Annotated in this window: 22 protein-coding genes and 6 tRNA genes; 10 read left to right on the forward strand and 18 right to left on the reverse strand. The window is 49.1% G+C overall.

The features are described from left to right. Positions 1 to 8: 8 nt before the first annotated feature. The 4 genes from arsB to LG288_RS07945 all read right to left on the reverse strand — a co-directional run bounded on the left by arsB (position 9) and on the right by LG288_RS07945 (position 3,759). Positions 9 to 1,049: an ACR3 family arsenite efflux transporter gene (gene arsB / locus LG288_RS07930; RefSeq protein WP_404399658.1), complete on the reverse strand. Its 1,041-nt coding sequence runs from the start codon at positions 1,047 to 1,049 to the stop codon at positions 9 to 11. Next, positions 1,036 to 1,791: a metalloregulator ArsR/SmtB family transcription factor gene (locus LG288_RS07935; RefSeq protein WP_404399660.1), complete on the reverse strand. Its 756-nt coding sequence runs from the start codon at positions 1,789 to 1,791 to the stop codon at positions 1,036 to 1,038. Before LG288_RS07935 ends, arsB begins: the two co-directional genes overlap by 14 nt. 79 nt (positions 1,792 to 1,870) lie before the next feature. Then, on the reverse strand, positions 1,871 to 2,548 hold the full coding sequence (locus LG288_RS07940) for an NADPH-dependent FMN reductase (protein ID WP_404399661.1): 678 nt from the start codon (positions 2,546 to 2,548) through the stop codon (positions 1,871 to 1,873). Next, positions 2,545 to 3,759: an MFS transporter gene (locus LG288_RS07945; RefSeq protein ID WP_404399663.1), complete on the reverse strand. Its 1,215-nt coding sequence runs from the start codon at positions 3,757 to 3,759 to the stop codon at positions 2,545 to 2,547. Before LG288_RS07945 ends, LG288_RS07940 begins: the two co-directional genes overlap by 4 nt. A gap of 323 nt (positions 3,760 to 4,082) precedes the next feature. Here LG288_RS07945 and LG288_RS07950 point away from each other — a divergent pair, with 323 nt between their 5' ends. Genes LG288_RS07950 through LG288_RS07960 form a run of 3 tightly spaced genes read left to right on the forward strand, consistent with a single transcriptional unit; the run spans position 4,083 to position 7,316 of the window. Continuing rightward, complete coding sequence (locus tag LG288_RS07950) at positions 4,083 to 5,570, forward strand: SulP family inorganic anion transporter (protein ID WP_404399664.1); 1,488 nt, start codon at positions 4,083 to 4,085, stop codon at positions 5,568 to 5,570. Positions 5,571 to 5,600: 30 nt separating this feature from the next. Then, entirely contained in the window at positions 5,601 to 6,452 is an 852-nt protein-coding gene (locus LG288_RS07955; RefSeq protein ID WP_404399666.1) for a universal stress protein, read from the forward strand. Positions 6,453 to 6,461: 9 nt separating this feature from the next. Beyond that, positions 6,462 to 7,316 (forward strand): patatin family protein, encoded by an 855-nt coding sequence (locus LG288_RS07960; protein ID WP_404399667.1) that lies wholly within the window; start codon positions 6,462 to 6,464, stop codon positions 7,314 to 7,316. Positions 7,317 to 7,325: 9 nt separating this feature from the next. Here LG288_RS07960 and LG288_RS07965 read toward each other — a convergent pair whose 3' ends face one another. The 3 genes from LG288_RS07965 to LG288_RS07975 are packed head-to-tail and all read right to left on the reverse strand — an operon-like array spanning position 7,326 to position 9,346. Beyond that, complete coding sequence (locus LG288_RS07965; RefSeq protein ID WP_404399668.1) at positions 7,326 to 7,835, reverse strand: macro domain-containing protein; 510 nt, start codon at positions 7,833 to 7,835, stop codon at positions 7,326 to 7,328. A gap of 12 nt (positions 7,836 to 7,847) precedes the next feature. After that, on the reverse strand, positions 7,848 to 8,486 hold the full coding sequence (locus tag LG288_RS07970; RefSeq protein ID WP_404399669.1) for a class I SAM-dependent methyltransferase: 639 nt from the start codon (positions 8,484 to 8,486) through the stop codon (positions 7,848 to 7,850). Between the two features lie 35 nt (positions 8,487 to 8,521). Next, complete coding sequence (locus tag LG288_RS07975; RefSeq protein ID WP_404399671.1) at positions 8,522 to 9,346, reverse strand: DUF547 domain-containing protein; 825 nt, start codon at positions 9,344 to 9,346, stop codon at positions 8,522 to 8,524. A gap of 123 nt (positions 9,347 to 9,469) precedes the next feature. Here LG288_RS07975 and LG288_RS07980 point away from each other — a divergent pair, with 123 nt between their 5' ends. Next, the gene (locus tag LG288_RS07980; protein ID WP_404399673.1) at positions 9,470 to 10,453 is read left to right on the forward strand and encodes a threo-3-hydroxy-L-aspartate ammonia-lyase; all 984 of its coding nucleotides are present in this window, start codon (positions 9,470 to 9,472) and stop codon (positions 10,451 to 10,453) included. Positions 10,454 to 10,458: 5 nt separating this feature from the next. Beyond that, positions 10,459 to 11,586: a DSD1 family PLP-dependent enzyme gene (locus tag LG288_RS07985; RefSeq protein ID WP_404399674.1), complete on the forward strand. Its 1,128-nt coding sequence runs from the start codon at positions 10,459 to 10,461 to the stop codon at positions 11,584 to 11,586. Between the two features lie 7 nt (positions 11,587 to 11,593). Here LG288_RS07985 and LG288_RS07990 read toward each other — a convergent pair whose 3' ends face one another. From LG288_RS07990 to LG288_RS08000, 3 genes are read right to left on the reverse strand one after another with little or no spacing between them, the layout of a single operon-like run. After that, positions 11,594 to 12,484 (reverse strand): TIGR01777 family oxidoreductase, encoded by an 891-nt coding sequence (locus LG288_RS07990; protein ID WP_404399675.1) that lies wholly within the window; start codon positions 12,482 to 12,484, stop codon positions 11,594 to 11,596. Between the two features lie 28 nt (positions 12,485 to 12,512). Next, positions 12,513 to 15,020 carry an ABC transporter permease gene (locus LG288_RS07995; protein WP_404399677.1) on the reverse strand — a complete coding sequence of 836 codons (2,508 nt, stop codon included), beginning with the start codon at positions 15,018 to 15,020 and terminating at the stop codon, positions 12,513 to 12,515. Continuing rightward, positions 15,010 to 15,690, reverse strand: a complete 681-nt coding sequence (locus tag LG288_RS08000) for an ABC transporter ATP-binding protein (RefSeq protein WP_404399679.1) — start codon at positions 15,688 to 15,690, stop codon at positions 15,010 to 15,012. Before LG288_RS08000 ends, LG288_RS07995 begins: the two co-directional genes overlap by 11 nt. 120 nt (positions 15,691 to 15,810) lie before the next feature. On the opposite strand from LG288_RS08000, the gene LG288_RS08005 reads away from it, so the two are divergent. Next, positions 15,811 to 16,323 carry an arylesterase gene (locus LG288_RS08005; RefSeq protein WP_404399681.1) on the forward strand — a complete coding sequence of 171 codons (513 nt, stop codon included), beginning with the start codon at positions 15,811 to 15,813 and terminating at the stop codon, positions 16,321 to 16,323. Between the two features lie 81 nt (positions 16,324 to 16,404). Here LG288_RS08005 and LG288_RS08010 read toward each other — a convergent pair. The 5 genes from LG288_RS08010 to gltX form a co-directional block, all read right to left on the reverse strand. Next, positions 16,405 to 16,480 (reverse strand) — tRNA-Glu (locus tag LG288_RS08010). 29 nt (positions 16,481 to 16,509) lie between these two features. After that, a tRNA-Glu gene (locus LG288_RS08015) sits at positions 16,510 to 16,585 on the reverse strand. 35 nt (positions 16,586 to 16,620) lie between these two features. After that, positions 16,621 to 16,696 (reverse strand) — tRNA-Glu (locus tag LG288_RS08020). 47 nt (positions 16,697 to 16,743) lie between these two features. Next, positions 16,744 to 16,819 (reverse strand) — tRNA-Ala (locus LG288_RS08025). A gap of 139 nt (positions 16,820 to 16,958) precedes the next feature. Further along, positions 16,959 to 18,368: a glutamate--tRNA ligase gene (gene gltX, locus LG288_RS08030; protein WP_404399682.1), complete on the reverse strand. Its 1,410-nt coding sequence runs from the start codon at positions 18,366 to 18,368 to the stop codon at positions 16,959 to 16,961. 205 nt (positions 18,369 to 18,573) lie between these two features. Here gltX and LG288_RS08035 point away from each other — a divergent pair. The 4 genes from LG288_RS08035 (at position 18,574) to fghA (ending at position 20,854) form a co-directional block, all read left to right on the forward strand. Continuing rightward, positions 18,574 to 18,649, forward strand: a tRNA-Val gene (locus tag LG288_RS08035). A 52-nt stretch (positions 18,650 to 18,701) separates the two neighbouring features. Continuing rightward, positions 18,702 to 18,777: transfer RNA gene (locus tag LG288_RS08040), tRNA-Val, on the forward strand. Positions 18,778 to 18,887: 110 nt separating this feature from the next. Continuing rightward, positions 18,888 to 20,006: an S-(hydroxymethyl)glutathione dehydrogenase/class III alcohol dehydrogenase gene (locus LG288_RS08045; RefSeq protein ID WP_404399683.1), complete on the forward strand. Its 1,119-nt coding sequence runs from the start codon at positions 18,888 to 18,890 to the stop codon at positions 20,004 to 20,006. A gap of 11 nt (positions 20,007 to 20,017) precedes the next feature. Next, the gene (gene fghA, locus LG288_RS08050) at positions 20,018 to 20,854 is read left to right on the forward strand and encodes an S-formylglutathione hydrolase (RefSeq protein ID WP_404399684.1); all 837 of its coding nucleotides are present in this window, start codon (positions 20,018 to 20,020) and stop codon (positions 20,852 to 20,854) included. Here fghA and LG288_RS08055 read toward each other — a convergent pair. From LG288_RS08055 to LG288_RS08065, 3 genes are read right to left on the reverse strand one after another with little or no spacing between them, the layout of a single operon-like run. Further along, positions 20,851 to 21,366 (reverse strand): DUF2919 family protein, encoded by a 516-nt coding sequence (locus tag LG288_RS08055; protein ID WP_404399685.1) that lies wholly within the window; start codon positions 21,364 to 21,366, stop codon positions 20,851 to 20,853. The genes fghA and LG288_RS08055 overlap by 4 nt on opposite strands. Beyond that, positions 21,363 to 23,396 (reverse strand): excinuclease ABC subunit UvrB, encoded by a 2,034-nt coding sequence (uvrB, locus tag LG288_RS08060; RefSeq protein WP_404399686.1) that lies wholly within the window; start codon positions 23,394 to 23,396, stop codon positions 21,363 to 21,365. Before uvrB ends, LG288_RS08055 begins: the two co-directional genes overlap by 4 nt. Beyond that, entirely contained in the window at positions 23,389 to 24,747 is a 1,359-nt protein-coding gene (locus tag LG288_RS08065; protein WP_404399687.1) for an MATE family efflux transporter, read from the reverse strand. Before LG288_RS08065 ends, uvrB begins: the two co-directional genes overlap by 8 nt. Positions 24,748 to 24,762: the final 15 nt, after the last annotated feature.

Genomic DNA, 24,762 nt, shown 5'->3' on the forward strand with positions numbered 1-24,762 from the left:
ACTTCTCCTTATTCTGTTGTAAACCAGTGACGTGTTCGATTAGCAAACCAAACTAAAGATAACATTACCGGTACTTCCACTAAGACGCCGACAACTGTCGCCAGTGCCGCGCCAGATTTTAATCCAAACAGCGATATGGCGACGGCTACCGCCAGTTCAAAGAAGTTAGACGTGCCAATTAAGCAAGCCGGTGCAGCAATCCGGTGAGGTAATTTAATCATCAGTGCAATGGCAAACGTCAGCGCGAAAATACCGTAAGTCTGCACCAGCAAGGGTGTAGCTATCAGGACGATATCCAGCGGCCGATTTAACAGCACCTCGGCCTGAAACCCGAACAATAACAGCACTGTCATCAGCAGCCCGACAATGGACCAGGGTTTCATCAGCAGATCAAAGCTCTGTAAGGCATCGGCACTGCTTGCTGCAGCTTTGTCAGCTTTACGAATAATGTTTCGGCGAGTCATTAAACCCGCAATTAACGGGGCAACCACATACAAACCGACACTGAGTAACAGCGTCTGCCAGGGCACTACAATATCGGTGACACCCAGCAATAACGCGGCTAAAGGCGCAAAAGCGAAAATCATAATGACGTCGTTCACAGACACTTGCACTAAGGTGTAATTGGCATCACCTTTGGTCAACTGGCTCCAGACAAAAACCATCGCAGTACAGGGCGCAACCCCAAGTAAAATGACCCCTGCCAGGTACTCGTTGGCCGTCTCAGGTTGTATAAAGTCGGCGAAGATTCCTTTAAAAAACAGCCAGCCGACAAGTGCCATTGTAAATGGTTTAACTAACCAGTTGATTATTACCGTTAGCACTAACCCTTTAGGCTCTTTGGCTATTTGAGTAATGGACTCAAAATTAACCTGCACCATAACCGGGTAAATCATTAACCAGATCAGTACCGCAATAATTAAGTTAACCTGGGCAAACTCAACCGAAGACAGCCATTCAAATACTAACGGAAAAGCATTACCCAGCAGAGTTCCGGCTATAATGGCAAGCGCTACCCAAACAGATAAATAACGTTCAAACACACCCATTGTCGACATCCTTGATTGATTGAGAGGTCTGCTGCGGATGATACTCCGCGGTTTCAGCTATCACGGCTACCATCCAGTCCGGCAAAGCCGGATTAATCCGGTAATAAACCCAGCGCTGATCTTTGCGGGCGGTCAATAAGCCGTATTCACGCAACTGCGCCAAATGGCGCGAGACTTTTGGCTGTGACATCGCTGTTGCATCGACAAACTGACAGACACACAGCTCCCCATGTTTGTGCAGCATTAAAATCATCTGCAGCCGCAGCGGATCGGAAAGGACTTTAAAAAACTCATGAGGCGCAGCAAATAATTTTGGCCGATCACTGCGTTTACGTAAGATCAGCAAAAACATTTTTATTCGCTCTGACAGTTCGTGCGCAATTTTTTTAAAAGCATCAGGCTTCTTGCTACTAACCGGATCGGCAAAGTCCCAGGCGATAAACTGATTTTCGCCACACAGGGCCTGGCATTCTGTGCGAGCCCTGTCACACAAACTGATGACGTAATCAAAGTCAGCTATATCGATGTTTGTTAAACCTTTAGAGTATAGCTCATCCGCATTCACCCCCATTGAGGACAATGCCTGCAGAGCCTCCGGCTGCGGCTGCGTTGGATCCGTACCGGCGCTTGTAACCTCAAAGCGGTCATCGGCAAAATGCCGGAAGATAGCTTCAGCCATTAGCGAGCGGGCCGAATTAGCCGTACATAAAAACAGGACTTTGAACTTTTGCTGAGATTCCATCACACCACCATATATATGGCTACATGTATATATGGTAGACCGAATGTATTCGCCATTCAATGGTTAACCGATTTTACGGTTAACTTTTGTCCTTACCCGGAGCATTGCGCTGGGATGGGTCGCGTTTAAAATCTTTTGCCAACCTTCTGGGATCATGGGCTTTTCGTTGTGCCTGTGCGGCCTGACTCCACCAGTACAATTGCTTTAAGGTGCGCCCGAAGTAGCCAACCCAATCATCAACGTCGTTTACCGTAGGGGCAAATTTGCCACTTTCCTCAAATACGTTTTGGGCCTTCGGAACATGGATCATTGCAGACACAGGCAAGCAGCCCAATTCGCCTAAAAACGTACGCATATTGACAGCAGCCCGGGCTCCGCCCCACTGTCCGGCGGAGTAAGTAACAATTGCGCTGGGCTTATAGGAATATAGCGAAGCGCCAAAATGATTTAACAGATTAGATAATGCGGGACTCATGGAATGATTATATTCCGGGCTGACCATCACATAAGCATCGGCCTGGTCAATTTTTTCTGCCAAACTTTTAAGTGCTTCCGGCGCTTCATTCTGGTGATAAGCAAAGTAAGGTTTAAAAATTTGATCGAATTGGTAGTCGAGAGGATCAATCAGTTCAACATCGGCATCGGCAAAGGTCTTTTCCAGATAGTGTACGCACGCTTTTGCTACGCGCTCTCCTAGTCGCGGAGGTTTCGGTGGTGAGCTATCCCGCACAGTACCTAAAAATACTAAGTATTTCATTGTTTACTCCTTATTAAACTGAGTCGGGCCAGTAACCAGGCCAACGCAAGAAACAAAGCCGTACTCATCAACCAGATACTGCGGGCTAGTTCAAAGTCGATCAAATATCCGTAAATTAAAGGCGCCAGCGCCGTGCTAAAAATCATCAGCGCATGATACAAAGCCCGCACAGTCGCTAAGCTACGAATGCCAAACAGCTCCGGCCATAAGGTACCGGATATTGCCGAATTAAACCCGGCACTTAAACCTGACAACGCCATAAACACAAACCAACCCCAGCCAGCATCGATAAAGCTTAAGAAAACTAAGCCGATGGCAACCGGCAAGACATTAACGCCAATGAGCTTAAAGGAACCGACTTTATCAACCAGGCTACCTGCCGCAATAGAGGTAATGACACGGCTTACAGAAAATAGCGCGATACCCCCGGCAATGACCGCCGCCGACCAACCGTTTTGGTCAGCAAACCAGGTCTGGTTGATCAAAATACCGGTCATTACAAATGGCAGTGCCAGCATCGCCGGCAATACGCCAAGAAAACGGCGATCGCGAATTAAGTCACGTTGCCGTAATAATGGAAGGGGTTGCGCTGCTGACTCCTGATCTTCGGCAACAGATACCACCGGATGGCGGCTATGCAAAGTTACCAGGCATGGCCACAGCATTACTAAGATTGCTGCGGTAATTACCCACCAGGTGTTAATGTAACCCAAATAAGCCAGCAGCAGTAATACCAGGCTGGGTAACAGTATCTCGCCGGCAGGAAAACCGATTCCGGAAAAAGCCACTGCCCGGCCACGCAACTCGTCAAAATATCGGCCCATACTGGTCACCGCCATATGGCCCATCAAGCCCTGCCCGAACAGTCGCAGTCCAAACAGTGCCAATATCAGTAGCAACCAGGATGACAGCTGCATACTGAGTGCCATTACCGCAGCAGAAGCAGCCAGTCCCAGCACCACAAAATGGACAAAGTATTTTAGCGGAACCACATCCAGACGCCTGCCCAGACGCATCAAAAACACACCGCCTACAGCAGTTGTTATCGCATACAAACTACCAAAGTCACCGTAACTCAGCTGATTAGCAGATACGATGTCATTAACAAATAGCGAGATAAAAAAGGTTTGCCCGAAACTTGAAGCAAAGGTCGCTATAAAGCCAAACATTAAAAAGCCCGGATAGGCTTTTAACAACCGAAAGTACTGCATTAACTGTTACCCTTTCTGGATTCTATACCGCGTAATAGGCTGCTATTCAACCGAAAAGTTTTACTTATGGGGTATATCAATGTATTATCCGCGCGAGTTTCTATTTTAACCTATTTGCTGGACCTTATGAGTACCCGAGTTGCTAACAACAATTTGATTACGCCACCCTAGACGCTCCATCCCCCGGAGAGTTATGGCGCTTATTTGTGGGCATCCTATATCGCTCACTTACGGTACGCCTTCTATAATTCCATTACTTTTTTAATTGCCAACACTGGCCCCTGTATTTTACTTAACCGTTAATTAACTGGACCTATTTCCCTATGATTAAGTATCTGAAAGAACATTGGTTCTTTAACTTAAAAGGCGATCTGCTGTCAGGCATTGTGGTTGCCTTAGCCCTAATCCCTGAAGCCATCGCTTTCTCAATCATCGCCGGAGTCGACCCGAAAGTCGGCCTGTACGCCTCGTTTTGTATTGCCGTTGTTATTGCCTTTGTCGGTGGCCGCCCCGGCATGATCAGTGCCGCCACCGGCGCCATGGCTCTGCTGATGGTAACCCTGGTGAAAGAGCATGGCCTCGAGTATCTGTTAGCCGCCACGCTGCTCACCGGTATTCTGCAAATCGTCGCCGGTTACCTGCGTTTAGGTGAGCTGATGCGGTTTGTTTCGCGCTCTGTTGTAACCGGATTCGTTAATGCTTTAGCCATTCTTATTTTCATGGCGCAGCTGCCGGAATTAACCAATGTTACCTGGCATGTTTATGGGATGACGGCCGCGGGTTTAGCGATTATTTATGGCTTCCCTTATTTACCCTATATCGGCAAGACAATTCCCTCATCACTGGTTTGTATTATTACATTAACCATTATTGCTGTCGCCCTGGGGCTCGATATTCGTACGGTTGGCGATATGGGCCAACTGCCTGATACGTTACCGGTATTTTTGTGGCCTGACGTGCCGTTAAACCTGGAAACCCTGTGGATCATTTTACCCTACTCGATTGGGCTAAGTGTTGTTGGTCTGCTTGAATCTATGATGACCGCCACGATTGTTGATGACTTAACAGACACCACCAGTGATCGTAATAAAGAATGCCGTGGCCAGGGTATCGCTAACATTGGCTCGGGTTTGCTCGGTGGTATGGCTGGTTGTGCCATGATTGGGCAATCAATTATTAACGTCAAATCAGGGGGACGCGGGCGATTATCCGCTCTGACAGCCGGCGTATTCTTGCTGATTATGATTCTGGTGCTGGACGAGTGGTTAAAAATCATACCAATGGCGGCACTAGTTGCAGTCATGATTATGGTCTCTATCGGTACCTTTAGCTGGGGCTCAATCCGTGACCTGAAAAAACATCCGCTTTCGACTAATATCGTGATGGTCGCAACTGTCGTGGTTGTCGTTGCTACCCATAACCTGGCTATCGGGGTTGCCGTGGGTGTGCTGCTGGCCGCATTGTTCTTTGCTAACAAGGTTGGTCATTACATGCATGTGCGCTCGTCGATTGATAATGAAGGTACCACCCGTCGTTATCAGGTCACCGGCCAGGTGTTCTTCAGCTCCTCAGAAAAGTTCATTGCATCCTTTGACTTAAAAGAGGCGGTTGATAAGGTAGTCATCGATTTAACCAACGCGCACTTTTGGGATATTACTGCCGTCAACGCGCTGGACAGAATTGTGGTTAAATTCCGTCGGGAAGGCGCCGAAGTTGAGGTAATTGGATTGAACGAGGCCAGTGCCACTATCGTTGACCGGTTTGGTGTGCATGACAAGGCCAATGCCGAAGACATTTTAGGCGGACACTAATGTGGGCAGCCACAATAAAGGAGAATAACCATGAGTAATGTCATTGCTTGTATTGATGGCTCTACCGCTACAAACGGTGTTGTTGAATCCGCGGCCTGGGCAGCCTCACAAATGTCAGCTCCTCTCACCTTGCTGCACGTGATCGAAGAAGGTCACGCCGCAGCCAGGCAGGATATGACCGGTAATATCGGCCTCGGTAGTCGTGAGAAGCTGTTGGATGAATTAGCCGAACTGGATGCCCAGAAGAGCAAACTACTGCTAGAACACGGCCACCAATTGCTGGAGCAGGCGAAACAAAAAGCCCTGCAACAAGACAATGTAACCGATGTCTCTATGCGTCAACGCCACGGCGAGCTAGTTGACTCGCTGCTAAAGCTTGAACCGGAGACACGGTTACTGGTACTGGGGCTGCACGGCGAGGACCACAGTGACGGCTCTCACATTGGTAGCCAGCTAGAAACTGTCCTACGCCGTGTTCACAAGCCGATTATGTTGTGTCCGGACAAGTTCAACGCCCCGCAGTCGGCTATGTTGGCTTATGATGCCAGTAACAGCACTAAAAAAAGTGTCGAGTTGTTGGCTAAAAGTCCGCTATTTTCCGGAATGCCTGTACATGTTGTCATGGTGGGCGCTGATTCTGAAACCAATCAGGCTGAACTGGACTGGGCGCGTGAAACACTGGAACAAGGCGGCCATGATGTTGAAACCGCTATTGTTGCCGGTGATGTCGAACCTGCATTGCATCAGTATCAGGACCAACATGATATTGGCGTAATGATCATGGGCGCCTACGGACATTCGAAAATTCGCCAGTTTTTGGTTGGCAGTACAACCACTAACATGCTGGAAGCGAGCAAGACTCCACTGTTGATTTTACGTTAGGAGCACGTAATGTCTAAAAAAGCCCTGGTCCTTGAAGGTGGTGCAATGCGTGGTATTTTTACCGCGGGTGTGCTGGACGGCTTTTTAGAGCAAAAATACAACCCATTTGATTTTGCTATTGGCGTTTCCGCCGGCTCCACTAATGGTATTGGTTACCTTTGCGGACATCTGGGCCGCAGTCACAAAATTATCACCGAGTTTGCCACCAGCGCCGACTTTATTGACATGGTGCGGTGGCTGCGCGGTGGCCATTTTTGTGATGTAGACTGGTTGTGGCGCCAATCGTTCGACGATATTTGGTTAGATGTAGAACATTACCAACAGCTTGGTGTTCCTTTGTACGTGGTTACCACCAGCGTAACAACGGGCAAACCCTGTTACCTCAAAGTGACGCCGGACAATATGCATCAACTGTTCCCGGCCTCATGTGCTATCCCGTTGGCTTATCGCGATTTTCCAAAAGTTGACGGTGAACCCATGACTGATGGCGGTGTTGGCGACTCAATTCCGGTTATCAAAGCCTATCAGCAAGGAGCGCGGGAGATTACCGTAGTTCTCTCGCGAGCCTTAGGTTATAAAAAGAAAGTCAGTAAAAATAGTGTGTTAGTACGACAACTGTTTAAAGATTTACCCGAGTTACAAGACGCTATTATTGGCCGTAATGAAAACTACAACCAGGCACTGGAATTTATTAATAACCCGCCCGATGACTGTCAAATACATGTTATAGCCCCTCCGGGTGACTTTAAAGTCGGCCGTTTTACCCGCGACCGCGAGCGTCTGGAGGCCGGTTATCAGCAGGGATTATCCATCGGTCGCCTCACCGCAATCAATGCAACGGGTCTGAATAGGTTCGAACGGTAAGCGTTTAGACTACAAAGTTTTTGCCAGTGCATTTTGGTAATGCTGATAGTCTTCATCGCTGAACAAGACAAACCGAATTGTCTTTAGATGACTCAGCTTACTAACGTGCTCCGCTAGGCTATTCAGCGCAATGTCAGTGGCCTGCTCAAAGGGAAAGCCAAAAGCGCCGGTTGAAATAGCCGGGAAGGCAATCGACTCTATTTTATGTTTTTCAGTCAAATCCAGAGCATTTCGATAGCAGTCTGCTAACAGCTGGTCAGCCGGTTCATCGCGCCCATAAACAGGCCCTAAGCAGTGAATAACATAGTCGTTAGGCAAGTTAAATGCGTTTGTTATAACCGCCTGACCCGGTTCAATGGGCGCTAGCTCCTGCCCTGCTTTAGCCAGCTCCGGGCCTGCCTGCCGGTGGATGGCGCCGGCAACGCCGCCACCCGACTGCAGGCGGGCATTGGCAGCGTTGACTATTGCTTCAATATCCTTTTGTTTACTGATGTCACCCTGGACACACTCGTAATTCATTGCTTGCTCCTGCTAATCTGGTCTTTGAAAAAGAATAACCTGCTGTGACACAATCTCAACACGAAAACCAAGATAGGTGGCTAACCAATGTATTGCTTCAGGAGTGTAAAAGCTGACATGGGTGGGATCATTTTTGTACCTCCACCGCTGAAAGCCGTTACAGTCAGCGCGGGTAAACAGCGACGTCATGATACCCAAATAGCCACCCGGCTTAACTAAGTCGGCTAGATGCACCCAGCTTTCTGCAGGTTTTGCGAAGTGCTCGACAACTTCCGTGCTGGTCACAAAGTCATATTTCTTGTTTAGCGTGTCTCTATCCGGAAAATAATAAAGGTCATAAAGAGAGACCGCCATGCCCTTTTCTTCCAGTAGCAACTTAAGTGCCGGGCCGGGGCCACAGCCGTAATCCAGCCCTTGTGCTGCAGGCGGCAACTTTTCAAGTAAAGGCTCGCTCAGTTGTGATAAAAACTTCCGGTAGTAGGGATCGTCCGGACGGTTCTCGTGCAGGTCATAAATCTTTTTTTCTTCTTCAGTACTCAACTGACTGGCGGGATCAGCAAATATCAATTCACAGTTTTCACAACGGAAAAAGCGACGTAAGCGGTCCTGGCAGTAAAAAACTGAGTGTAATGTACATAGTGGGCACGGCATCAATCACTCTCGTATCTTAATAGTTGCATAAAGCATTATCGGGCCGATTTTTCACGCCACTGTTGTGTAACCTTATTTAGTCGCCAGTTGTAGTCAACAAAGCGAATGTCAGCGCGCTGTTGCTTTACTCTCTCTCGCTGTTGCGGACTATCAGCAAGTGCTTTTGCGTAGTTACCAAGGTAGCTTTTAAGATTGCCAAAGTCATCACGATACCAGGAAAATATTTTCGATAAATAAATGCCTTGTTGATCGATACCATTTTTTTCCTCATCACTGAGAAAGGTCACCATTTGATCTTCCAACTGAGCCTCAAGCTGAGGCCCGGCAAAGGCCTTCGCGCGTAATTTGGGACAGCTTATTGCGGCACAGACCAAGGCTGCGTGGATCCGGGGTTCGTCAAAATCGACCCGTATTTTTTCGTGTTCCAGCCAGTCTAGTGTGCGCCGCTCTCCTAACAAGGAAAAAAAGCTTTTTTCCCAGGGGCCGGAGAACAGTCCGCCTAAATCACGAATAGACTCGGCATCGCCAGAGCGAAACTTATCATAATTATCGATAATCAGCTCCAGCGTAAACGCATTATAGGCATTAATCAGAAACGCCAGCTGTTGCGGCGCTGCCCATTGTTGGTACTGGCTAGCCGACACACCGGATAGCGAGGCGAGATAACTTTTCAGGTTACCCGGCTGCTGTGCCAGTGAATGATAATTAACTCGTGAGCTCAGATTATCATCCGAGACTTCGACATGTTCTGCTAGCACTGCAGTCAGCTGCGCATGAGAGTGATCAAAATCATCCGCCCGCGAAGATTGACTGATACCGACCATCAGCAAGCTCAAGCATATTAAAAGAAATTTTCCCATAATTGTTATTAACCTCTGTTAACGTCGGTGTTTTAATCATAGTGTAGATGTATTTATAGAATGACATCTGCCGAATAGTTCACGTTATACTGTGATTTAAGTTTACTAACTAATGGATACGCCATGACAATTTCTTTGCCAACCTATAAAGATGTTGAAGCAGCAGCCGGCCGAATACAGCCGTATGTGAAAAAAACACCGGTCTACACATCCACCACGGCGAATGAAATGTTCAGCGCTGAATTATTTTTTAAATGTGAAAACTTTCAACGTATGGGCGCTTTTAAGTTTCGTGGTGCGATGAATGCGTTGCTGCAGTTTAACGATCAACAAAAAGCAGCAGGCGTTATCGCATACTCGTCGGGCAATCATGCTCAGGCCATTGCTTTGGCTGCGAAACTGCTGGAGATTAAAGCAACCATTGTCATGCCAGAAGATGCACCTGAAGCAAAAGTCGATGCGACCCGTAGTTACGGGGCTGACATTATTCGTTACAACCGCTACCAGGAAGATCGCCGGCAAATTGGACAACAGCTAGCTGAACAATACGGTTACACGCTAATACCGCCGTACGATCATCCTCAGGTTTTAAGTGGCCAGGGGACAACAGCAAAAGAGTTGTTTGAACAGGTTAAGGGGTTAGACACACTCCTGGTTTGCCTTGGCGGTGGCGGCCTGTTATCAGGTTGTGCCCTTGCGGCCCGCCATTTTAACCCTGGCTGCAAAATATATGGTGTAGAGCCAGAAGCCGGTAACGACGGGCAACAATCTTTTCAGCAGGGTAAAATTGTCCGTATTGAAACCCCGGAAACCATCGCCGATGGTGCTCAAACCCAGTATTTAGGTGATTACACCTTTCCGATTATTCGCGATACGGTTGATGATATTTTAACCGTTACCGATAACCAGCTAATTGAAGCTATGGCTTTTTTCGCCGAACGTATGAAAATGGTTGTCGAGCCAACCGGTTGTCTTGGCTTCGCCGCAGCTCATCAACTAAAGCCCGAACTCTATGGTAAACGAGTCGGTATCATTATCAGTGGCGGTAATGTCGACCTGGAACGCTACGCACAACTGTTGCTAAAAAACGAAGATTTAAAGGGATAATAATAATGACCGCACCGGCTGAGTGGATAAGCGAACTCGACACCCCTTACTTACTGATTGAGGAAACCCGGTTAAAACATAATATTGAACATCTTAAGCGCCGGATTGAATCCTTAGGCAGCGTATTGCGACCGCACTTAAAGACGCTACGAACCATCGAAGCTGCTGACTACGTGCTCAACAGTACAGAGTCGCCGGCCACGGTATCAACCCTGGCGGAGGCTAAAGCCTACGCCAAAGCAGGCTATAAAGATTTGTTTTATGCCGTTGGTATCGCGCCGGACAAATTAAAAAGCGTAGCAAAATTACGCCAACAAGGCGTTAACCTGCACATTTTGCTGGATCATCCGCAACAAGTGCAGGCGCTGCTGGACTACGCTGCAGAGTGGGAGCAGCAATTTTCTGCGTTAATTGAAATAGACTGCGACGGCCACCGCGGCGGTATCAGCGCCGACGATCCCGAATTAGTCACTCTGGCCCGCTCATTGGGTCCACATTTTAGTGGCGTTATGACTCATGCCGGAGGGTCTTACGGCTGCTCCACTGCAGCAGCGCTGCGGGCGTTTGCCCAACAGGAATGTGATGCAGTGCGGCTGGCCGTGCAACGTTTACAGCAGGCAGGGCTCAGTTGCCCGACGCGCAGTGTCGGTTCGACACCCACGGCGCACTTTGCTGATAACTTAGCCGGGATCAGCGAAGTGCGGGCCGGTGTTTACATGACGTTTGACCTGGTCATGAAAAACATTGGCGTCTGCGATTTTAACGATATTGCGATGTCAGTCGTCACCACAGTCATTGGCCATAATTCCGACAAAAACTGGTTGTTAACCGACAGTGGCTGGATGGCGTTGTCCCGGGACCGCGGCACAGCAGCCCAAAGCAAGGACTTTGCCTATGGTCAGGTCTGCAGTCTGAACGGCAGCATACTGCCCGACTTACTGATTAACAGCGTGTCACAGGAACACGGCGTTATTGAAGTGCCCGCAGCATACTCGCTCAACGATTTTCCGATTGGCACCAGGCTGCGTGTTTTGCCGAATCACGCCTGCGCAACCGCAGCTATGCACGGAGTTTACCATCTGCTAATGAAAGATGGTTCGCATAACTGCTGGCAGCGAATTCAGGGGTGGTAAACCCTTCTTAAGCGACATCCGACAAAGCTTGGCGAACCGTCGGATAATGAAATTCAAAGCCGTGTTGACGGAGCTTGTCGGGAACAACGGCCTGCCCTTCCAGCACCATGTTCGACATTTCTCCCATGGCAATTTTTAACACGAAGGCGGGTACTTTAAACACGTGCGGACGATTAAGTACTGAGGCCAGTGTACGGCTAAAAGCTTTGTTGGTCACAGGACCAGGCGCTGTCATATTAACCGGACCCGCTACCTCATCATGTTGCAGCAAAAATTCAATAGCGCGGACCATATCTTCAATATGTATCCAGGACATCATCTGCTCGCCTGAGCCCATCGGCCCACCCAGGCCCAATTTATAGGGCAGTTTCATTTTATCCAGAGCTCCTCCGTCGGCAGCCAGCACCACACCGGTCCTTAACAGAACCACGCGAGTGCTGTCTTGCGCAGCGAGAGCCAGCTGTTCCCAGCGCTGACATAACTTCACCGCAAAATCGACGGTTTCAGCAGAAGCCTGCTCATCAACAGGTTTTGAATCCCGCGGCCCATAGTAACCAATCGCCGAACCACTGATAAATACCTGCGGAGCTTTATCCGCGGCATTAATCATTTCAGATAGCTTTTCAGTTACCTGCCAACGGCTGTCCTGTAACACCTTTTTGCGCTGCTCTGTCCAGCGCTTATCGGCAATACCGGCTCCCTGTAAATTAATAACGGCATCAAAAGAACCGATATCATCGATCGCATCTACCGACTCCAGCACCTGCACCGAATCGCCCAATTGTTCTTGTGCTTTTGAGGGGGATCGTGAAGTCACTGTAAACTGATGTTGATCAGCGTATTTTTTTATAAAGTAGGAGCCGATAAGGCCGGTCCCGCCTGTCATTAGAATCTTCATAGTAACCTCCTGTTTACGCCGCTGGCTATCATGCGAGTTTGCGTATCAGCTGTGCTGTATTTCTGCGGATAAGGCGGGCGCAGGACAAACGCCCCAGTAAGCCAACCGTAAGTGCGCCCGTTACAGGCCCAATCAGCCACAACCGCCAGTGCCAGGTCGCATCCATATTAAAGACCTGGGTTTGTAGAATCAGCAGCGCAATATCCATTGCAATAGTAGCAATCAGGCCACTGATGGCTCCCAGCACGAGAAATTCATAGGTGATGCTTCGGCTCAGTAACTTACCCGGCGCCCCCAGAGTCCGCAGAATTACGAGTTCTTTCTGGCGCTCTTCCATACTGGCCTGAACCTGAGCAACAAGCACCAGTGACCCGGCGACAATAACTAATACTAGTACAAATAAGATGGCCAGGCTGACTTGCGAAATCACTTCGCGAATTTGATCAATAATCGCATCCAAATCGATTAACGACGCCTCCGGGAAGGGTTTAAATAACTCGTACAGTTCATCCTTGCGTTCCTCATCCAGATGAAAACTCGTTATGTAGGTGGCCGGAAAATCCTGCAGTGTATTGGTATTAAAGATCATGTAGAAATTTGGCTGCAGAGTACTCCAGTCTGCCTCGCGCAAGCTGGTAACAGGGACACTAAACTCTTCACCGCCAATATTAAATGTCAGCGTATCTCCCACCTGAATATCAAGCCGCTCGGCAGCAATTTTTTCCACTGACACCTGAGGTTCAGCATCGTCGCCCCACCAACTACCTTCAACAATTTCATTATTTGGCGGAACCGTATCGCGCCAGGTCATTGATAATTCGCGACCAAAGCCTTCCCGCCCCTCTTGCTCAGCATCCTGTTCGCGCTCTTCTTTGGTAACTTCGGCTAACAGGTCCTCACCGTTATGCTGCGTCACCCGGCCAGGTACAATCGGGTACTGGTCGGTCGAGGTAATGTCTTCGCGCTCGAACATCGCTTTTAGTTCGGGTACTTTTTCCTCGGCTATATTAAGGGCAAAATAATTTGGCGCGTCCTTAGGTAACTGGCGCTGCCAGTCAGCCAACAGATCATTACGTAAAACCGTGACCAGCAGCAACAACATAATCGCCGTCGAGAATGCCAGCATTTGCACACTGTTAGCGGCAGCACGCCGCTGTAAACCTGCCATTGCCAGGCGCCAGGCGCTGCCCGCCTGCATACCGGCTTTTCGGCTGGCGCCAATTAACAGGCGGCCGATGCCCAAAAGTACAGCCGCTGCAAAAACCCCTCCGGCGAATAAGGCTGTCGATAACCACCATTGCTGAGAGTAGAGCACCAGCAAGCCGTATATTGTGCCCCCGGTTAACAGCCACTGTAACCAGCGTATAGCCTGCCCACCCACCAGTTGGCGGTGTAAAACCCGCAGCGGCGGAATCGAGACTAAGCGGAATAACGGATAAAGCGTAAACATGACTGCACTGATAACGCCGGTCGCTGCTGCCAGCAGATAGGGCTTAACACTGGCTGTCGGTAAGCTGGCATCCAGCTGCTGAGCTACCCAGTCAATTACCACAGTTTGGATAATCCAGCCCAGCAGCATGCCAATCGCTACACTCATCGCTGTCAGTAGCAATAAATGGGTGATAAAAATACGCCGAATTTGTTGCCGGCTGGCTCCCAGAGTCTTAAAGATCGCGACCACATCGTAATTACGTTGGCAGTAGCGCTGGGCGGCAACCGCAACCGCGGTAGCGGCAAGCACTACCCCCAGTAAACTGGCCAGCATCATAAAGCGCTCGGCGCGGTTTAGCGAGCGGGCCAACGGGCTTTCGCCATCTTCAATACTGCGCCAGCTATGGGTATCCTCATTTAATCGCGGGAGTAACCAGTCTTCATAGCGTTGCAGCGCATCCTGACTGCCGGCCATCAACACGTTATAACGAACGCGGCTGCCGGGCTGGATTAAACCGGTTTGTCCCAGCTGCGAGTAGCGAATGATGACATTCGGGCTGTCGGTAAACACCGAAAACCCGACATCGGGCTCGTACGTGACGACTTTTGTCACCTTAAACTCACTATTACCTACCTCGATACTGTCACCCAGGTCAATTTGCAGGCTCTGAAATAAGGCGCCTGCGACCCATGCTTCTCCCGGACCCGGTAGCCCATCTGCAACTTCACCTTCGGCGTAGGGCTTGTCAGCAATTTTTAACTCGCCGCGTAAAGGGTAGCCGTCAGAAACGGCCTTAATATCAATAAGCTGTAACCTTTCGTTAGCAAAAGCCATTGAGTTAAAAACGACCCGCCAGGCAGTTTCTAAGTTTTCCTGTTGCGCCTGCTCAATCCACTGCGTGGGGATATCCCGCCGCGAACTCAGTACTCGATCAGCGGCCAGAAATTCACTGCTGCGCTCCAGCAAACCAGACTGTAACCGCTCACTGAACAGGGATAACGACAACACCGCAGTCACTGATAAAATAATGGCTAACGCCATTACGGTCAGCTCGCCTCGTTTCAGCTCCTGCTTCAATAACCGAAACGAAATCTTATGCCACATCCTGGTTTGCCTCCGTTAGCTGACCCGCTTCCATTCTTAGTACACGCTGGCAGCGTTCGGCTAATTCATTATCGTGAGTAACCATAATCAGCGTTGTGCCGTAATCTTTATTTAATTCAAACAGTAATTGTTCAACCGTTTGTCCGGTTTTCGAGTCCAGGTTACCTGTCGGCTCATCAGCAAAAAGAATCTTTGGTTGGCCGACGAAGGCGCGGGCAATTGCAACACGTTGTTGTTCTCCGCCAGACAACTGATTCGGATAATGGTGCCAGCGATCCTCCAGCCCTACCTTCTGCAGTAACTCGTGCGCTTCTTTTTCAGCGCCCCGGTGACCGGCCAGTTCTGCCGGCAACATAACGTTTTCCAGCGCAGTCAGGCTGGGGACAAGTAAAAACTGCTGAAAAATAAAGCCAATTTTATCGGCACGGACTTTTGCCCGCTGTTCTTCATCCAATTCGCTGAGTTTTTCGTTATCAATAAGAACTTCACCCTGGGTGGCAAGGTCTAATCCCGCCAGCAGCGCCAACAAAGTTGATTTACCCGAGCCAGACGCACCTACCACGGCAACGGTCTCACCGGCGTTGATGCAAACGTTTATTGGGTGCAGAATCTGTAACTCGCCTTCTGAGGTGTCGACGATTTTTTCCAGTTGTTGGGCTTGAATGAGCATATGATGAAAAACTTCCTTTTGAAATTGAGTCTGGTTGTCATACTGTTAGTGTCTATACGCACAGTTTCGGCAAATGTTTCACTTGTTGTATTAGGAGACAGCTTAAGCGCTGGCTACGGTTTGTCCAGTGAACAGACCTGGGTTGCCGAATTAGATCGCCGCTGGCAACAATCACACCCTGATTATCAAATCATTAATGCCAGCATCAGTGGCGAGACAACCCGGGGAGGTTTAAAACGCCTCGACGGTATTTTTGAGCGCCATCAGCCCGATGCAGTCTTTATTGAATTAGGCGGTAACGATGGACTGCGCGGCTTTAACCTCAGCACAGTCAGGAGCAATCTGGAACAGATTATCGACAAAGCACAGTCTGCGGGCGTTAAAGTGGCGCTAAGTCAGGTTATGGTGCCGCCTAACTATGGTCCCAGGTTTACTAAGCGCTTTAAAGACCTGTACCGAGAAGTGGCGGATGACAAAAACGTACCCTTAATTCCGTTTTTTATGGAACCCTTGATGGAGGAGAGTCCGGACTATGTGCAAAACGACGGGATTCACCCCACTGCCGAGGCACAGCCTAAGATCGCCGACTTTCTCGAGCCCCACCTGCTGAAGCTAATGGAAAAAGCTCGTTAATGGGCATTCTGTAAAGGACTAAAGGACTGCGAAGTCGCATTTTGGAGATAAAAAAACCGCCGGATGGCGGTTTGTTCAGTATGGCGTCCCCTAGGGGATTCGAACCCCTGTTACTGCCGTGAAAGGGCAGTGTCCTAGGCCTCTAGACGAAGGGGACCCGGACTGTGGTAACTGATGCATTAAAGTTGGCGTCCCCTAGGGGATTCGAACCCCTGTTACTGCCGTGAAAGGGCAGTGTCCTAGGCCTCTAGACGAAGGGGACGCTGTATTTTTTTGCATCATTTGTAGTCAGTAAGTTGGCGTCCCCTAGGGGATTCGAACCCCTGTTACTGCCGTGAAAGGGCAGTGTCCTAGGCCTCTAGACGAAGGGGACGCAAATTACTTGCTACTACTGTCATGGTCGTTTTAACCAATCGGAATTGGTGGAGCTAAGCGGGATCGAACCGCTGACCTCTTGCATGCCATGCAAGCGCTCTCCCAGCTGAGCTATAGCCCCGTTCCGCGGCAGTCAAACTGCCCTGACAGCGGGGCGCATTCTATTGTGAGCAGCGCTAATGTGTCAACTGTTTTTTGAAACTTTTGAACCGGTTGACGAATTTTTTTACAATCTGCACAATTTACCATCAAAAGCGTGATTAATTGCTTTCTTCACGCCTGGCGATAAAGTCTAACGCTTTATCGATACGCTGCAATACCTCTTGTTGAGGGATAAGCTCCAGAGTGACATCCAGCGATGGTGAATTGCCGCCACCAGTTACCGCCACGCGCAACGGCATGCCAACTTTACCCATTCCGACTTCCAGTACTTCAGCCGTCTGGTTTATAGCACCCTGTATTGCCTTACTGTTCCAGTCTGATAGTCCGGCCAAAAGCGCTCTGGCCTTTTGTAACGGCTCTTTTGCCACAGGACGTAAATGCTTCTTCGCCGCTTTTGCATCAAACTCTTCAACGTTTTCAAAGAAATATCGGCTAATCGCGGCCATTTCTTTTAACGTTTTAACGCGATCTGCCTGCAGCTCGATCACTTTTTCCAGGCAAGGCCCGGCAGTTGTATCCACATTCAGCTGATCAAACTGCCATTGTAACTGAGGTTTAATGGTTTCAGCCGGAAGTGTTTTCATATAATGCTGGTTAAGCCAGTTCAGCTTTTCGGTATTAAACGCTGATGCCGCCTTATTAACATCATCCAGCTTAAAATACTCCGTCAGCTCGGCAACACTGAAGATTTCCTGATCGCCGTGGGACCAGCCCAGTCGGGCTAAGTAATTAACAACGGCTTCAGGTAAGTACCCGTCATCACGATATTGCATTACACTGACCGCGCCATGGCGCTTAGACAACTTTTTGCCATCATCGCCCAGAATCATCGATACGTGCGCATAATCGGGTACCGGTGCGCCTAAAGCTTTAAGAATATTGATTTGACGGGGGGTATTATTGATATGGTCCTCACCACGCACCACCGACGTAATTCCCATATCCCAGTCATCCACAACCACACAGAAATTATAGGTTGGTGTGCCATCGGTACGGGCGATGATCAGGTCATCAAGCTCTTGATTTGAAAATTCAATGCGGCCGCGAATATGGTCATCAAATACCACACTCCCCGACTGCGGATTTCGGAACCTGATTACATAACTATCGCCACTTGCTTCCGGGTTATCCCGGCAATGGCCATCATAACGGGGTTTTTCGCCTGCAGCCATCTGCTGCTCGCGCATTTGTTCCAGGCGCACAGTCGAGCAGTAACACTTATAAGCTTTATCTTCAGCAAGTAATTTATCAATCAACTGCTGATAACGCTGAAAACGCTCTGTTTGATAGTATGGCCCGCGATCCCAGTTTAAACCTAGCCACTCCATACCTTCCAAAATGGCATCAATAGCAGGCTGAGTTGAGCGCTCGCGGTCGGTATCTTCTATCCGCAATACAAATTCGCCGCCCTGCGCTTTAGCCACCAACCAGGAATACAAGGCAGTCCGGGCACCACCTACATGTAAATACCCAGTGGGACTGGGGGCAAAACGCGTAACCACACTCATGCTGTCATCCTTTCTGTCAAATCATTTAAATATCAGATTATAAAACCGTGCTAGTTTACCAAGTGTGAGTTCAGTACGCATTATTAATGCGCAACTGATTAAATTCTCAGCAAACGCTACCGGACGGCAAAAATTTTATTTGACAGTTTATTTCTGCGCCCTATAATGCCACCTCGCAACGACGCAGAAGTGTCACAGTGAAGAGGGTTGCTTAGCTCAGTTGGGAGAGCATCGCCCTTACAAGGCGAGGGTCACTGGTTCGAGCCCAGTAGCAACCACCACCTCTTCAATGCCCATGTGCCGTTGTATCAAGTCCTGTGAAAGTCCCAAAGTGGTTGCTTAGCTCAGTTGGGAGAGCATCGCCCTTACAAGGCGAGGGTCACTGGTTCGAGCCCAGTAGCAACCACCACTTCCTTAAATATCTGTTAGACTCCTCTGATTGCCAAACAACCTTAATTATCGGTAAACTTTCCGCAAATTAGTACGTAGTAGTTGGCATTCAACAAAAACGGAGTTGTCATGGAAACAATTAAATCGCGTGCGATGGTAGCCTGGGGTCCGGGTCAGCCACTGAAAGAAGAAATCATTGACGTCGCCCCTCCCAAAAAAGGTGAAGTGCGGGTGCGCATCGTCGCCACTGGTGTTTGCCATACGGATGCCTATACCCTGTCCGGTAATGATCCTGAAGGTATCTTTCCGTCGGTTTTGGGCCATGAAGGTGGCGGTATTGTTGAATCCGTGGGTGAAGGGGTCACTTCGGTCTCCGTCGGCGATCATGTTATTCCGCTATATACTGCGGAATGTGGTGTTTGTAAATTTTGTCAGTCAGGCAAAACGAATTTATGTCAGGCGGTCCGCGCCACGCAGGGCAAAGGCTTAATGCCCGATGGTACCAGCCGTTTTTCACTGAATGGCGAAACAATTTTTCATTACATGGGCACTTCAACGTTCTCGGAATACACCGTATTACCGGAAATTTCTCTGGCAAAAATTCCCAAACAAGCCCCCCTTGAAAAGGTCTGTCTGCTGGGCTGTGGTGTCACCACCGGTATGGGCGCAGTGAAAAACACGGCAAAAGTACAGGAAGGCGATACCGTTGCAGTGTTTGGTCTTGGCGGTATTGGTCTGGCCGTAATCATCGGAGCAGTTCAGGCGAAAGCCTCCCGCATTATTGCGGTTGACGTCAACGATGATAAATTCGAAATTGCCAAAGAGCTGGGCGCAACCGATTGTGTTAACCCAACCCAACACGAAAAGCCCATTCAGGACGTTATTGTTGAATTAACCGACGGTGGTGTCGACTTCTCGTTTGAATGTATCGGTAATGTCGATGTCATGCGCGCCGCATTAGAGTGCTGCCATAAAGGCTGGGGCGAGTCGGTTATTATAGGCGTAGCAGGTGCCGGCGAAGAAATTTCTACCCGTCCTTTTCAGTTAGTGACTGGCCGTGTGTGGCGTGGCAGTGCCTTTGGTGGCGTAAAAGGGCGCAGCGAACTGCCCGACTACGTGCAGCAATATATGGACGGTAAATTCGACCTCGATACTTTTATCACCCATACCATGCCACTGGAAGATATTAATAAAGCCTTTGACTTGATGCATGAGGGTAAGTCCATTCGCTCAGTCATTCACTTTTAATGGAGGCTGCTATGGAAAAAGTGAGTGAAGCACGTTGCTTTGGCGGGCGCCAAATGCGCTTTGAACACGACTCCAATACACTAAACTGCCGTATGCAGTTTAGTGTGTTCCTGCCACTGCGAGCTGAAAAAATTAAGGTTCCTGCCGTCTATTTTCTGTCGGGGCTAACCTGCACTGACGAAAACTTTTCGGCTAAAGCCGGCGCTCAGCGTGTTGCCAATGAGCTTGGACTGGCGTTAATTATTCCGGACACCAGCCCGCGCGGCGAACAGGTGCCGGACGATCCGGACGGAGCCTATGACTTTGGCAAAGGGGCGGGGTTTTATGTTAATGCCACAGAACAGCCCTGGTCACAACATTATAAAATGTACGACTACATCGTCAGCGAGCTTCCGGCTCTGGTCGAACAGGAGCTTCCGTTAACCGCACAACGGGCTATTTCCGGCCATTCAATGGGTGGCCATGGCGCTTTAGTCATTGGCCTACGTAATAGCGAGCGTTACAGCAGTATTTCCGCTTTTTCGCCAGTCTGTCATCCGAGCGCCTGTGCCTGGGGCAAAAAAGCCTTTAGCCACTATTTAGGTGAGGATGTAGAGAGCTGGAAGGCTTATGATGCTGTCGAACTTATCAAAAGTCTGGGCCAAACCCTGCCGATTCGTGTTGATCAGGGACTGGCTGACAACTTTTTAACTGAACAGCTAATGCCTGAGCACTTGCAGCAGGCTATTGCTGAGGTGAATGGTGATGGCTCGGTACATATGCACGAAGGTTACGATCACAGCTATTACTTCATTGCCTCGTTTATTGAAGCTCAGTTGCGGTTTCATGCCAAGCATTTAGTACGTTAACTGTCTGAATTGGCTTCTATCGTTGCCAAATGGTGACGATAGAAGCGCCATTGCCGTGATTTTAACAGATACCACAGTGTCATAAACCAGCCCATAATAATTGCCGCCCGGGCAAAGGAGAAAACGCCCTGCTGGTCAACGAACAGCCAGCCGATCAAAGCACCATCGACCAGTAACGAAAACAACAATAAAGGTTGAGCTATTTTCATCAAACGATTGGCCCAGTTCGGCACGTCTTCCGCCGCAAAGGTGGTCGCCGCCAGCACCACAAGGGACGGCAAGCCTACCACTAGCATCAAACCAAACTGTTGCGCTGAAGTATAAAAAAGATCTAACAGGCGGGTTCTGTCTTCAGCAAAAGTCAGCGACACAACACCAGCTACATAACCACGTAACTGAAACAAGAAAACCAGTAACAGTGGCAACGGAATTTTTGCCCGCCCCTCTTTATCCAGGTAGCGCACCTTTTCAATAAAGGCGGTGGCGCTGGACGATTTTTTCACCGCCGTCATACCGCCCGTTTGACCTGTTCCCGTAACTGAGCAACCTCATCACGAAGCTGGGCCGCTTTTTCAAACTCAAGGTTCTGCGCTGCTTCGTACATGGCTTTTTCTTTCGCTTCCAGTTCTTTCATAAGCGCTTTCGGATCATTGACCAGGGTGACGCGGGGATCATAACCGGCAGCAACCTCAGCCAGTGCCTGGGCAGATTTCGATTTAGCTTTCCGGTTAGGTCCCTGCCCTAAGTCCATAACATCGGTAATTGACTTATTAAGTCCCTGCGGGGTAATACCGTGCTGCTCATTAAAGGCGATTTGTTTTGCCCGACGCCGCTCTGTCTCGTCTATCGCCCGTTGCATTGAACCGGTAATACGGTCGGCATACAAAATGGCTTTACCGTTAATGTTCCGTGCCGCCCGACCAATAGTCTGGATCAGAGAACGATCGGATCTTAAGAAGCCCTCTTTATCTGCATCCAGGATAGTCACCAATGAGACTTCGGGCATATCCAGTCCTTCGCGCAGCAGGTTGATGCCGACCAGCACATCGAATTCGCCCAGGCGTAAGTCGCGGATAATTTCCATCCGCTCTACGGTATCAATATCCGAGTGTAGATAACGGACTTTAATGCCATGTTCATCCAGGTAGTCGCTCAGATCTTCAGCCATTTTTTTGGTTAATGTAGTAGCCAGCACTCGCTCGCCTTTTGCTACTCTCAGGTGCACTTCTGACATCAAATCATCTACCTGGGTCGCCACCGGACGAATTTCAATTTCCGGATCCACGAGTCCTGTTGGCCGCACCACTTGCTCGATGATTTCATCCGAGCTACGCTCTAACTCATACTTGCCTGGAGTTGCCGACACATAAAGAGTCTGCGGCGCAATTGCTTCAAATTCATCAAACTTAAGTGGTCGGTTATCGAGCGCTGATGGTAGCCGAAAACCGTATTCAACCAAGTTTTCTTTGCGCGAACGGTCACCTTTATACATCGCCCCGACTTGCGACACGGTTACATGTGACTCATCAATAATTAGCAGCGCGTCATCGGGTAGGTAATCCATAAGTGTCGGCGGCGGCTCGCCGTTAGCCCGGCGTGACAGATAGCGTGAATAGTTTTCAATTCCAGAGCAGTAGCCCAGCTCTAACATCATCTCAATGTCAAATTGAGTCCGTTGAGCAATGCGTTGCTCTTCTATCAACTTGTTTTGCTGTAGCAAAATTTCACGACGTTCTTTCAGCTCTTCTTTTATATGCTCGATGGCGTCCAGCAGGACCTCACGGGGCGTAACATAATGGGTTTTCGGATAAATGGTTGTTCTTGCGACATCAGCGTCTGTGACCTTGCCGGTTAACGGCTCAAAGTAACTGATGCGATCAATTTCATTATCGAATAACTCGACCCGCACAGCCATTTCCTCTGACTCGGCCGGAAAAATATCAATAACCTCGCCGCGCACCCGATAAGTTGCCCGCTCAAAAGCAGCATCATTACGCTTATATTGCAGTTGCGCCAACCGTCGCAGAATATCACGTTGATCAACAATATCGCCGCGCCTTAAATGCAGCATCATTTTCATATAGGATTCCGGGTCACCCAGGCCATAAATGGCAGATACTGAAGCAACCAGAATAACGTCTCTTCGCTCCATCAAGGCTTTCGTCGCTGACAGCCGCATCTGCTCGATGTGATCGTTGATCGACGCGTCTTTTTCGATGAAGGTGTCGGTAGTCGGTACATAGGCCTCTGGCTGATAATAGTCATAATAAGAAACGAAATATTCGACCGAATTATTCGGAAAATATTCTTTCATCTCGCCATATAACTGTGCAGCCAGGGTTTTATTATGAGCCAGTATTAATGTCGGTCGTTGCGAGTTCGCAATGACATTGGCCATAGTAAAGGTCTTACCGGAGCCGGTAACCCCCAATAATGTCTGGTGAGCCAGTCCAGCCTCAAGGTTGTCAAGAATTTGCTCGATGGCTTTGGGTTGATCTCCCGCCGGTTGATATTTAGAAACCAGTTCAAACGACTTACTCACCAAATCTCCTTAATTCTCGTGTAAACCAAAAATACGCTATGGCCGCTGTTATTAAATTTGCCACCAGACCGCCAATAAACAAACCGGTAATGTCAGCCAGCAAACTTCCCAAGTAAGACAGGGGTACGAAAAAAACGAACAAGCGGATGAAACTCAGCCAAAGCGCATGCATGGGCTTATGTATCGCATTAAGGCTCGAGTTGGTTAATATAATCCAGCCCTGTAAACCATAACCCAGCGGCATGATGTAAATAAACAGAACCAAAATATCCGCAACCGCCTGCTCTTCAGCGAAAGCCGCAGCAATCAAGTCTGCAGTCAATACCAGCACCAGGTAAATCAGCGCCTGAATAATAAGCACTGCCTTCAGGGCTATATTATAAGCATAGCGAACCCGCTGTATTTTGTCGGCGCCAAAGTTCTGGCTTATCAAGGGTGGAAGTGACATCGACAGAGCCAGAATAATGATACTGGCCAGCGATTCTAATCGGGTACCAACGCCAAATGCCGCAACGGCCGGCGCCCCGTAGGAAGCTATAATTGCGGTCATTACTGACATCGCTAAGGGAGTCAGAATGTTAGCTCCGGAAGCGGGCAATCCAATTTTTAATACCTGACGGGCGGACTTTATCCAGCCTGCGGCAAAGGATAAGCCATTGGCCGGAGTCAGCGATACTAATGCTTTACGCTTCAACAGCCAAAAAATCAGTACCAGACCACTGGCCCAGGAAATGACACTAGCCAGTGCGGCCCCTTGTAACCCCATAGCCGGGATGGGTCCCCAGCCAAAAATTAAAATCGGATCAAAGATTGCATTCGCAAGTCCGCCGGAGGCCATCACAATGGAGGGAGTGCGCGTATCTCCGGAAGCTCTGAGAACCGCATTACCGACCATTGGGGTGACCAGCATCACACAACCTGCATACCACAGGGTCATATAATCACGAATTAACGGAAGTAACCGATCATGGGCCTGTAATAAAGAGAAGATGGGGTCCATTAAAATATAACCAATAACCGCCAGCAGCAGCACCAGTAAAGCGGACACTGAAATGGCGCCAAACGCATCAAAATGGGCTTCTTCAGGCTTACTGCTACCATATTTTCGGGCAATCACTGCTGAGGTGCCGATGCCCAGTCCAATGGTTAAACTTACAACAGTAAAAGTTACCGGAAATGTAAAACTGACAGCCGCCAGGGGATCAGTACCCAGCAAACTGATAAAAAAGGTATCAACCACATTAAAGCTGATCAAGGTAGCCACGCCAAAAATGACGGGCCAGGTCATTTCCCAAAGAGTTTTACCGACCGGCGCATGAACAAGACTTCGTGTAGCGTCGGCAGCAGACATGGTCACCTCCGTAAA

This window comes from Idiomarina seosinensis (genome assembly GCF_044797955.1).
GTDB lineage: Bacteria > Pseudomonadota > Gammaproteobacteria > Enterobacterales > Alteromonadaceae > Idiomarina > Idiomarina seosinensis_A.

Excerpts from the sequence above, each read along its gene's own strand:
- fghA (WP_404399684.1), top strand. The coding sequence starts at position 20,018 with ATGGAAAAAGTGAGTGAAGCACGTTGCTTTGGCGGGCGCCAAATGCGC.
- LG288_RS07985 (WP_404399674.1), top strand. The coding sequence starts at position 10,459 with ATGACCGCACCGGCTGAGTGGATAAGCGAACTCGACACCCCTTACTTA.
- LG288_RS08065 (WP_404399687.1), bottom strand. The coding sequence starts at position 24,747 with ATGTCTGCTGCCGACGCTACACGAAGTCTTGTTCATGCGCCGGTCGGT.
- LG288_RS07970 (WP_404399669.1), bottom strand. The coding sequence starts at position 8,486 with ATGCCGTGCCCACTATGTACATTACACTCAGTTTTTTACTGCCAGGAC.
- LG288_RS07975 (WP_404399671.1), bottom strand. The coding sequence starts at position 9,346 with ATGGGAAAATTTCTTTTAATATGCTTGAGCTTGCTGATGGTCGGTATC.
- LG288_RS07980 (WP_404399673.1), top strand. The coding sequence starts at position 9,470 with ATGACAATTTCTTTGCCAACCTATAAAGATGTTGAAGCAGCAGCCGGC.
- LG288_RS07995 (WP_404399677.1), bottom strand. The coding sequence starts at position 15,020 with ATGTGGCATAAGATTTCGTTTCGGTTATTGAAGCAGGAGCTGAAACGA.
- LG288_RS07940 (WP_404399661.1), bottom strand. The coding sequence starts at position 2,548 with ATGAAATACTTAGTATTTTTAGGTACTGTGCGGGATAGCTCACCACCG.
- LG288_RS07960 (WP_404399667.1), top strand. The coding sequence starts at position 6,462 with ATGTCTAAAAAAGCCCTGGTCCTTGAAGGTGGTGCAATGCGTGGTATT.
- arsB (WP_404399658.1), bottom strand. The coding sequence starts at position 1,049 with ATGGGTGTGTTTGAACGTTATTTATCTGTTTGGGTAGCGCTTGCCATT.
- gltX (WP_404399682.1), bottom strand. The coding sequence starts at position 18,368 with ATGAGTGTGGTTACGCGTTTTGCCCCCAGTCCCACTGGGTATTTACAT.
- LG288_RS07990 (WP_404399675.1), bottom strand. The coding sequence starts at position 12,484 with ATGAAGATTCTAATGACAGGCGGGACCGGCCTTATCGGCTCCTACTTT.
- LG288_RS08045 (WP_404399683.1), top strand. The coding sequence starts at position 18,888 with ATGGAAACAATTAAATCGCGTGCGATGGTAGCCTGGGGTCCGGGTCAG.
- LG288_RS07935 (WP_404399660.1), bottom strand. The coding sequence starts at position 1,791 with ATGGAATCTCAGCAAAAGTTCAAAGTCCTGTTTTTATGTACGGCTAAT.
- LG288_RS08055 (WP_404399685.1), bottom strand. The coding sequence starts at position 21,366 with ATGACGGCGGTGAAAAAATCGTCCAGCGCCACCGCCTTTATTGAAAAG.
- LG288_RS07950 (WP_404399664.1), top strand. The coding sequence starts at position 4,083 with ATGATTAAGTATCTGAAAGAACATTGGTTCTTTAACTTAAAAGGCGAT.
- LG288_RS07955 (WP_404399666.1), top strand. The coding sequence starts at position 5,601 with ATGAGTAATGTCATTGCTTGTATTGATGGCTCTACCGCTACAAACGGT.
- LG288_RS08000 (WP_404399679.1), bottom strand. The coding sequence starts at position 15,690 with ATGCTCATTCAAGCCCAACAACTGGAAAAAATCGTCGACACCTCAGAA.
- LG288_RS07965 (WP_404399668.1), bottom strand. The coding sequence starts at position 7,835 with ATGAATTACGAGTGTGTCCAGGGTGACATCAGTAAACAAAAGGATATT.
- LG288_RS07945 (WP_404399663.1), bottom strand. The coding sequence starts at position 3,759 with ATGCAGTACTTTCGGTTGTTAAAAGCCTATCCGGGCTTTTTAATGTTT.